The organism is Dolichospermum sp. UHCC 0352 (genome assembly GCF_009711925.1).
GTDB lineage: Bacteria > Cyanobacteriota > Cyanobacteriia > Cyanobacteriales > Nostocaceae > Dolichospermum > Dolichospermum lemmermannii.
Map to the genome: position 1 here is coordinate 45,857 of NZ_VIKY01000057.1, position 9,232 is coordinate 55,088.

The 9,232-nt window shown below is 36.5% G+C and carries 6 protein-coding genes; all 6 read right to left on the bottom strand.

What is annotated here, in order from left to right; translation table 11 throughout:
* Positions 1 to 124: 124 nt before the first annotated feature.
* The 6 genes from recN to FJR06_RS04005 all read right to left on the bottom strand — a co-directional run bounded on the left by recN (position 125) and on the right by FJR06_RS04005 (position 9,185).
* Positions 125 to 1,855, bottom strand: a complete 1,731-nt coding sequence (gene recN / locus FJR06_RS03980; RefSeq protein WP_168650852.1) for a DNA repair protein RecN — start codon at positions 1,853 to 1,855, stop codon at positions 125 to 127.
* A gap of 192 nt (positions 1,856 to 2,047) precedes the next feature.
* The gene (locus tag FJR06_RS03985) at positions 2,048 to 4,159 is read right to left on the bottom strand and encodes a WD40 repeat domain-containing protein (RefSeq protein WP_168650854.1); all 2,112 of its coding nucleotides are present in this window, start codon (positions 4,157 to 4,159) and stop codon (positions 2,048 to 2,050) included.
* A 605-nt stretch (positions 4,160 to 4,764) separates the two neighbouring features.
* A complete protein-coding gene (locus tag FJR06_RS03990) occupies positions 4,765 to 5,871 on the bottom strand; it encodes a Gfo/Idh/MocA family protein (protein ID WP_015078618.1) in 1,107 nt (368 codons plus the stop codon).
* A gap of 60 nt (positions 5,872 to 5,931) precedes the next feature.
* Positions 5,932 to 6,813 (bottom strand): ABC transporter permease, encoded by an 882-nt coding sequence (locus tag FJR06_RS03995; protein ID WP_041457620.1) that lies wholly within the window; start codon positions 6,811 to 6,813, stop codon positions 5,932 to 5,934.
* A gap of 152 nt (positions 6,814 to 6,965) precedes the next feature.
* A complete protein-coding gene (locus FJR06_RS04000) occupies positions 6,966 to 8,048 on the bottom strand; it encodes a spermidine/putrescine ABC transporter substrate-binding protein (protein ID WP_168650856.1) in 1,083 nt (360 codons plus the stop codon).
* The gene (locus tag FJR06_RS04005) at positions 8,049 to 9,185 is read right to left on the bottom strand and encodes an ABC transporter ATP-binding protein (protein ID WP_015078615.1); all 1,137 of its coding nucleotides are present in this window, start codon (positions 9,183 to 9,185) and stop codon (positions 8,049 to 8,051) included.
* Positions 9,186 to 9,232 lie beyond the last annotated feature (47 nt).

Below are 9,232 nucleotides of genomic sequence, written 5' to 3' on the forward strand. Positions count from 1 at the left end.
TCGCTCTCCGTATTGTGCGAAGTGCGATCGCTTTTGGCTATTGATTAAATTTGACAAAGTTGCTAAAATCCTGGACATCCTGATCCGGCTTGCACCACGCTAGGCTATCAGACAATTTCACCATCTATTTCCCCCTTTCCCGATGATTAGCAGCTTGTAATAATAAAGATTCAGCAAAAGAAATTGCCTCATTTGCCGATTTACCACCAGCTAACTGAGCCAATTCTTCCCGACGAGTAGTTAAATTATCCAAACTTGTCACCCTCACCACAGTCCGCTGTTCATCATTACTATTTCTGGCTTTATTAATAACTAATTTATCAACGCGAAAATGACGATCTGCCATTGCGGCAATTAAAGGTTGATGAGTTACACATAATACTTGATGTCCTTGACTAAGTTGGTGCAATTTTTCCGCTATAGCTTGGGCAACTCTACCAGAAACTCCCACATCAATTTCATCAAATATCATTGTTCCCACTTCATTTCCTTGATGGAAACAAGCTTTTAAAGCTAGTAAAAAACGGCTCATTTCTCCACCAGAAGCAATTTCTGTTAATGGTTGAATAGGTTCACCGGGGTTAGGACTAAACATAAAAGTAATTTTATCTGCACCTGTAGCTGCGGGAGAAATGGGGACAATTTCTACTTTAAATTTCACCTTATCCATCGCTAACGGCTTGAGTTCAGCTAATAACCGAGATTCTAAATTAGCCGCAGTTTGCCGCCGTAATTGGCTTAATTGGTGACTAATTTGTTGGAGTTCTTGTAAAGATAATTGTTCTTGTTGTTCTAAAGTTTCGATAGATTGTTCACTATTATTTAATTCAGCTAATTCAGTTTGAATACGTTCATAATAAGAAATAGCTTCTGTCAGAGTCGGTCCATATTTGCGACAGATTTGTTTTAATTCCCGTATCCGTTCATCCACCTCTTCCAACCGTTGCGGATCTGCTTCTAACCCTTCTCCATAAATACTAATTTGTCTCCCCACTTCCATTACCGCTGCAACGGCATCTCGCACCAATTCCAACAAAGATTGTAATTGAGAATCATACTCCACCATGTGAGTTAATGTCATCTCTCCATCGGCTAATAAATCAGCAGCAGTCCGAGTTTCCTGATCATCTTGATACAAAGCCTGATAAACTTTGTAACTCATTTGTTGTAAATCCACAACATGATTCAGGCGTTCCCGTTCTTGATTTAATTGTTCCATTTCCTGGGCATCATCAAGATTAGCAGCGCCCAATTCTTGGACTTGATATGTTAATAAATCCAATTGTTGCAGCCGTTCCCGTTCCGATGTCCGGCGTTTTTCCAGCGCTTGCCGGGCTTGTTGATATACAATGAAAGCAGCAGCGACATTTTGGCGTTTGTGCAACAAAGCATCACCACCATATAAATCTAACCAATCTCGAACTTGGGCAGATTGTCCCACCTGTACGGTTTGCCCTTGTGCCGTAATTTCTACCAAACTATCCCGTAATCCTGCCATTAAGGGGCGATTTACCAGTACCCCATTCACCCGTGACCGACTGCGGATATTACTGGTAGTAGTGGCAATTTCTCGACTAATGATCACAGCATGATCATCGGTTAAATCAATTTCTTGTTCACTCAACCAAGCTGCTAGGGGCGGAGTAACGCTAAAAGTCGCCTCCACTATAGCGCGATTTGTGCCAGTTCTAATCACCCGACTAGAGACTTTACCACCTAAAACCGCATCAATAGCATCTAATATAATTGATTTTCCTGCGCCGGTTTCTCCCGTCAACACATTCAAACCCGCACCAAAATCCAATTCCAAATGATCAATTAAGGCGAAATTTTCAATTCTTAAATATAGCAGCATTTAAATAATCCTTACTATTGCAGATTTCCCCGGTTTCAAATTATGTTTCGCGCAAAGGCACAAAGAAGCAAAGGCGCAAAGGTGAAGATTTTTAATTTTCCTTTTTTCTACTTCAATATGGCTATCAGCAACGCTCAAAACTTAGAGGTGTAAGGGTTTAGTTCAGGCTTTACCCTACCTGTAGAATCAAACTTAGGCTATGGGAAACATAGTAATGGTTGTATCTCCACTCCCAGCCGCTAATATTTTACCATCTGGACTAAAAGCAATTGAGTAAATTACAGAATCGGTACATTTTACGCTGGAAATTTCTTCTCCACTAGCGACTGACCATAATTTCACTGTTTTATCTTTACTAGCGCTCGCTAAAATTTGTCCATTGGGACTATATGCAACGGAACAAATATGATCAGAATGTCCTGATAAGGTTTTAATTTCTTGACTAGTTTCTAGATTCCAAAGTTTAATAGTTTTGTCTTGACTACCACTAATTAAAGTTTTTCCGTCGGGACTAAATGCTAGAGAAGTAATCCCTCCAAACCAATCAGAATGTCCTGTTAATGTTTTCACTTTATTTTCAGCTAATTGTAAAATCTTGATAGTTTTATCATTACCACCTGCACTACTAGCTAATAGTTTACCGTCGGGACTAAAAGTTACAGATAAAACATCATCGGTATGACTTTTGAAAGAGTAAACTTCTTTTCCTGTTTCTAATGACCACAGTTTAACTGTTTTGTCTTTACTCCCACTTGCTAAAATTTTTCCCAAGGGACTAAATGAGACAGCATTAACTCTTTCTTGATGTCCTGTAAAAGTGAAAATTTCTATTCCTAGATTTACATCCCACAATTTAATAGTTTTATCATCACTGCCACTTACTAAAAATTTACCATCTGGACTAAAACCTAGGGAATTAATCCCTCTAGACCAAGAATATTCCCCATGTCCTGCAAAGGTGCGATGTTGCTGAGTTGCTAAATCCCACAATTTAATTATTGTATCATCACTTCCACTTGCTAAAAATCTACCATCAGGACTAAAAGCGACAGAGAGAACTTTATGTTTATGTCCTTTGAGATTACTGAAAAATACTAATTTTCCTGTTTTGTCATCTGTTATAGATGTGGTAGGAATTACTTCTAGTGTTTCTTGATAATTATCTGATTCTTTTATACTTGATTCATTTGCTAACTGTGACGGGTTAAACCAAGGATTTAATTCCGTTAATACATCTAATGTTTTCAACGATTTGTTAATAGAATTGCTAATAGAATTTAAGTTATTAGTTGTGGAAATTTCTGCTTTTTCTTGACTTGCTGTTTCTGGTATTGGATTTGTTTGGGAATTTGATTTATTTTCTACCTGTAACGGTTGTACCAAAGCTGTGAATAAACTATCTAATTCTGTTAATCCATCTGTCAACCGTTGGTTAATAGAATCAAGGATATCATTATTTTTACAACTTTCACTTTCTTGCTTTTCTTTAATTTCACCTATCGCTTGTCTTTGTTCTAAAATTGTCTGATGTAATTTTTGTGTTGAATTATCAATTTCTGCAAATCGAGAATTAACAACTTCGATTTGTTGATGAATCTGAGTAAATTCCTGACTTTGATTTTCTTGATTATCCCGTAATTCTGCTAATTGCTGTTGACTGCTTTCATTACCATTTCTGATAGAAGTTTCAATTTCTGCAAATCGAGAACTAAAGACTTGTAGCTGTTGATTAATTTGTGATAATTCAGTTTGCAATTCTGCAATATTTCTCAAATATTCATCTTTATCAACAGTAGAACCTAAACTTTCTAAAGAAATATCTAATTGCTGTACCCGATTATTGATAACTTGCATTTGTTGATGAACTGCATTAAATTCTGTACTTAATTTTTGCATTGATATTTGAATTTTCTGGTCAACAATTTGACTAATTTCCTGTTTGTAAACTTCAAGTTTTCCCAAACGTTCATTAATTGCCATCTCAATTGTTTGGTCAATAATTTGGCTGAGTTGTTGTCTCCAAGCTTCGATTTGTTCCAAACGTTGATTAGAGGTATTCATGGTTTTTTCTACTTGGTGAAATTCTTCAGTAATATTTTGCAAACCTGTCTGTAATTGGTCTATTTGTGATTGTGATTGGGAATAATTAAACTTAGGACGATTGACTAAATTTAAAGCTACACTTAAACTCAGGGGAATAACTGCATAAACCACCTGTTGCGTCACTGTCGCTACTATTGTTCCCAATACTGATAACCCCAAACATACATACTCGCTAACTTCTAGCAACTGACGATTATTCATGTTAACTGGTATTACTTGTCAAGTCGTGATTACTATATCACAAAACATAGTCAATAAAATTCAGCAAATAAAACTTTATACTCTTTGCGCCTCTGCGTCTCTGCGTGCAAAAAATTCTTTCCTTCCGCAACGCTAATTTTTAGATATGAAAACTTCCAGATTGTATATCTTGACAATAGCATAAAATTTCCAGATGTCAATACCCTAGTAAAATCCTTAGCTTATTGATTACATGAGATTCTAAGTAGAGAAAAGACACAAGAGCCGCTATGAATTACCAAAAATGGTATTAAAATCCATTATCAGGAACAAGCGGAAGGTGGGTTTTATTAAGGTAGCATTAGTATTATAATGTATCAGTTACACTAAGACATAAGACCAAGTTCTCATTAAGAGGGAACTAGTAGTCTGTCAATCCAAAAATGACGGGTAAAGGCAAGCAGGGGGAGAAGAGGAGGGAAAAACAGAAGTTTTTTCCGATCATTCGTCAAAATAAATTTGACGAACTACTAGCGCGACCTAGGACATAGGAATCGCTATTAATTTGGATAAAACTTAAAACTTATATACATCAATGGTTCTGGATATATAAAAGGGATATTTAATCACAAGGGGAGCGGTAGAACCAACTCTTCCAAACTTGGCACATTTACCCAACTTCCTGTTTCATGAGATTCATGGGATAAATCCATTAACAATTGCGAATAAACCCCTTCTTTTAAAGAAGGTGTAATTTCTTGATGATTAGTAATTCCTTTTACCCATTCATCAACAACACGAAGAAAAGCACAAATTCGCCCATCATGATAATGTTGAGGAAAGAGAAATTGTTGGGGAATTGCTATTTCTGTTAAAGATTCTCCCGGTTGAGAACCCCAAACCCGAAAACCATGAATATAGTCTTTTTGATTCTTGCTACCTAAAACTAATGTTCCCTTATCACCATAAACTTCTATCCAATGAGTTCTAGCTGCATGAACAACCGCACTAATAGCAACTTGGCAAGGTGTACCATTTGCCAATTCTAGAGATAATAAACAAGTATCATCAGTATCAACTGCTTGTAATTCTCCAGTTACTGGATTAACTCTTTCCGAAATAGCAGTAATTAAATGAGCGTTTAATTTGTGAACTGGACCAAATAACCAATTAATATAATCAAAAGCATGAGAACCTAAAGAACCTAAAGCACCACCACCTTTTTCTTGAGTAGAATACCAATTCCAAGGACGAGAAGTATCAGCGCGAGAAGAACCCAACCAATCAATTTTAATTAATCGGATATTCCCCACATAATTTTCAGCAAGAAGTTGAGCAAAAAATTGCCATTCTGGAACAAACCGAAATTCAAAATCTACAGTGGCAATTACACCTTGATTTTTGGCTAATTGATATAATTCTTGAGATTCATTGACATTTAAAGTTATAGGTTTTTCTAACAAAAGATGTTTACCAGCTTGCAAAACCTGTTTAGCCATTTCATAGTGTAAAAATGGCGGTGTGGAAATGCTGACAGCTTCAACTGTCGGTAAAGCTAGAATTTCGGCTAAATTATCGCTTGCATAAGGGATATTATGAGTTTCTGCAATAGTTTTTGCTTTATTGACATCTCGATGATAAACAGCGACAATCTTAGTATTATGATGTGCTTGAAATGCGGGAATATGGACTTTTTGACCAAATCCCGTGCCAATAACTGCTACCCCAATCATGTTTAGTCTTTGCTAAGTTTACTTAAAAATAATTGTACCTTTGTGAAGATAGAAAATCAATTATTTAGTTTGATCAAATTTAATCACGAAAGCAATTGCAATACTCACCATCAAAATCAATACCATACTCAATGCTGAACCAAACCCCCAATTTTGACTAGCACCTAGAAACTGATTATAAACTAACCGCGCAGCAGTCATACTCGAAGTACCACCCAGTAATTCTGGGTCTATAAAATCTCCTAACCCAGTAATAAAAACTAGTAGCGAACCAGCCGCAATTCCTGGTAAAACTTGAGGTACAGTCACTTTCCAAAAGGTTTGCATGGGATTTGCACCCAAATCAGCAGCAGCTTCTAACAATTGTTTATCTAACTTTTCTAAGGAAGCATATAAAATTAATACCATGTAGGGTAACAGGCTGTAACTCATGCCAATTAATACCGCTAAGTTACTGTTCAAAATATTGATAGCGGGTAAACCAAAACTGGCTAATATACTATTTAATAATCCAGTGGGACGTAAAATTGTAATCCATGCGTAAGAACGCAATAAAGAAGAAGTCCATAAAGGTAAAACAAAAGCTAATACTAATAAAGTTTGCCACCGCTTCGGTGCTATTAAAGCAATCCAATAAGCAACGGGAAAACCTAAAATTAAAGTAATAATAGTAGTACCAAATGCCAAAAGAAGTGAGTTGAATATCACCTTTAAATAAATCGGTTCAAAAATGCGAAGATAGTTACCTAAACCGCTGGGATTTACTAAATCTCCTGGTCGAATATCCGGGACTAAACTTAACTCAAAAATTATTAATGTTGGCAAAACTAGCAACATTAATAACCAAATACCAGATGGTGCTAGTAAGCCCAAAGGAGATAACCAATTTTTCCCAGCAGGTTGTAATTTCTCTATTTTGTTCAGGTCGCTAGAAGATTCCATTTGCAAATTAGTGATTGTATAGCGGTATGCACTTGAATGAGATATTAATATTTACGGTAAAAGCCATAGGACAAAATATTTTCCTCCTTCTTTCTTTCCTCCTTTCCTCCTTCTTTCTTTCTTCTTTCTCCTGACTCCTGACTCCTGACTCCTTAAGTTAGTAATTGAGTCCAATAACGTTCATAAATCTCTTCAAATTTTCCTAAAGGTGTCAGACGTTCACATTTTGCTAAAAGTGATTGAGGAGGAAATAAATTAGTATTCTCTTGAATTGCTTTTGGTAACTGTTCAAATCCTGCCCGACTAGGAGTAGAAATATATAATCTTTCAGAAATTTTTGCTGCTACTTCTGGTTGCAAAATTAAATTAATCCAGGCATAAGCACCAGCTATATTAGGATTAGATTTGGGAATGACAATAGTATCAGTCCATAATGAAGAACCACTACGAGGAATTACAAATTTGAGTTTGGGATTTTCCTGGCAAATTTTGACGGCATCAGCAGAATAACACATAGCGACCGCTAAATCTCCCGCCAGAATTTTATTTTGCCAAGCATCTGTATCAAAAGCCGCAATAGCAGGTTTTAATATCTGCAATTTCTGATATGCTTGTTTAACCTCATTTTCATTTTGGGAATTATAGGAATAGCCCAACATCCGTAATGTTGCACCCATTACCTCTCGCACATCATTGAGTAAGGTAAAGCGTTTATTTAGTTGATCTTGATTTTGCCAAAGATACTCCCAATCTTCAGGGGCATTTGTGAGTTTTTCTGAATTATATAATAAACCCGTTGTTCCCCAATTAAAAGGAATACTGTAACGGTTATTAGGGTCATAACTAGGATTATTAAACTGGGGAAATAAATTATCTAAGCCAATTAAACGGCTATGATCTATTTCTATTAATAACCCTTTTTCCGCCATCTTTTGTACCATATAGTCAGATGGGTAAATGATGCTATAAGTACCACCACCTCCAGCTTGCAATTTAGCTAACATGACATCATTGGATTCATATACATCTGCTATTACTTTCACACCTGTTTGGGTCGTGAAGGTAGTTATTAATTCTTTATCTGTATATTGAGTCCAGGTATAAATATATAGTTTGTCACTTTGATTAGAGCTAATATAGTTTGACCCCACATTAGCTAGTCGCCAACCACAACTACCTAAAGATAAGGTAGAAAATGCCTCCATCTTTTTGAGAAAATTCCGTCTGTTAGTCATCTAATTTACATCTTGACTAATAGCTAAACAGTCAAATTTTTCCCACCAAGCATAAATGGGTGTATTTCTATCTGGTAAGCTACCATAAGTATTGGGTTGTAAAACATTGAGGTTCACACCATTGATTAATTCCACAACATAATTAACATGAGTTCCTAAATACATGACATTAATTAGTCGTCCCTCGAAACAATTTGTGGGTATATTAGGTTGATAAAGGGAAAGTTGAATTTTTTCAGGACGCACACTAACAACAACACTTTGAGCTATTTTTAGAGGAGTTTGTTCATTACGACCAACAATTATGGTTAATCCGGTTTTAGTAGAAATTGTCACAGATTCTGCATCTACTTCCACAATTTCACCGCTAAATAGATTAGTATCACCAATAAAGTCAGCCACAAAAGGTGTTTGCGGACTTTCGTAAATTTGGCTAGGAGTACCAATTTGTTCTATTTTGCCTTGATTCATCACCGCAATGCGATCAGATAAGCATAGTGCTTCTTCCTGATCATGTGTCACCATCACAAAAGTTAACCCTAAATCCTTGTGAAGATTAGATAACTCAACCTGCATCTCCTTGCGAAGTTTTAAGTCTAATGCTCCCAAAGGTTCATCGAGGAGAATGACTGCGGGACGATTAACCAAAGCCCTTGCTAAGGCTACCCGCTGTTGTTGACCACCGGAGAGTTGACTGGGAACACGCGATCGCAAACTTTCCATTTTTACTAGTTTCAAAGCATCTGTAACGCGACTAGCAATTTCCGATTTGGATATTTTTTTTAATCGCAATCCAAAAGCAATGTTTTCCCACACATTCAAGTGATTAAATAAAGCATAACTTTGAAATACAGTATTCACAGGTCGCAGATAAGGAGGAACATCAGTCATTAACTGACCTTGAATGAGTAACTTACCAGCATCCACCCTTTCAAATCCAGCAATTAAGCGGAGTGTCGTTGTTTTTCCACAACCAGATGGACCTAAAATACTAAAGAACTCTCCCTGCCTAACATCCAAATCCACTCCGTGGACTGCGGGTTCTTGGTTGAAAAACTTAAATACATTACGCAATTCAACATCAAGTGGCTGTAATGTTTTTGAACCTCTTTGATTCTGTATCGCAGTTTGAGCCATAATCTTGTCAGTTGTCAGTTGTCAGTAGGGGCGAAGCATTTGGAAGA